This window comes from uncultured Dokdonia sp., assembly GCF_947492815.1.
GTDB lineage: Bacteria > Bacteroidota > Bacteroidia > Flavobacteriales > Flavobacteriaceae > Dokdonia.
The window spans coordinates 1-794 of sequence record NZ_CANLOB010000079.1; the positions used below are offsets into that span (position 1 = coordinate 1).

A 794-nucleotide genomic window follows, 5' to 3' on the forward strand; every position below is an offset into this window, starting at 1 on the left:
ATTGGTGTATCTGTTACTGTAATGTCTGTTAAAGTAACATTAGACTGATTCGTTACTGTAAATGTATACGTAATAGTCTCTAGTGGATCACTACAGCCATCTCCATTCTCATCATTCAATACTCCTGTCTTAACTATTGCTATTACTGGATCTTGTGGTAAAATTGTGATCGTACAATCTGGACATTGAGGATCAATTGGCCCCATAGGCGTTGGATCTTCAGAGGTATCTGTAGCTGGTTCTCCTGCTTGATCTGCGCCTGTAGCAGTTGCTAAGTTATATACAGCTCCATCATCTATATCATCCTGTGTAATTGCATATGAAGCTGTAAACGTCATACTATCGCTTTCACCTATACCTAAGTCTATTGGTCCTCCATTGACAGTTACTAATGGATCTGTAATTGTAATTCCAAATAAAGGAACATCCCCATTATTAGTTACTGTAAATGTATATAAGATAAGATCTCCTTCATTAACTATACTATCACCATTTGTATCTTCATAAACACCATCTTTTAATAATTCTAATGATGGATTATCAGGTGTTACTATCACAGTTACCGTAGCTGTCTCTGTCGTAGTAGATCCATCTGGATTGGTTACCGTTACTGTATAATCAAAGGTATCTGTACCATTATAGTTTGGATCTGGTGTATAAGTTACTGTTCCATCTGCATTGATCGTTACTGTTCCATTGGCTGGATTGGTAACATCGGTTACCTCTACATCACTGTTTGGATTAAACGTATCATTATCTAATACATCGATATCTACTGGTGTATCCTCTGGTGT

Annotated in this window: 1 protein-coding gene; it reads right to left on the minus strand. The window is 36.9% G+C overall.

Annotation, left to right across the window (positions count from 1 at the left end; translation table 11 throughout):
• Positions 1-794 (minus strand): Ig-like domain-containing protein (locus Q1A01_RS23590; protein WP_299686023.1); only part of this gene is annotated, 794 nt, incomplete at both ends.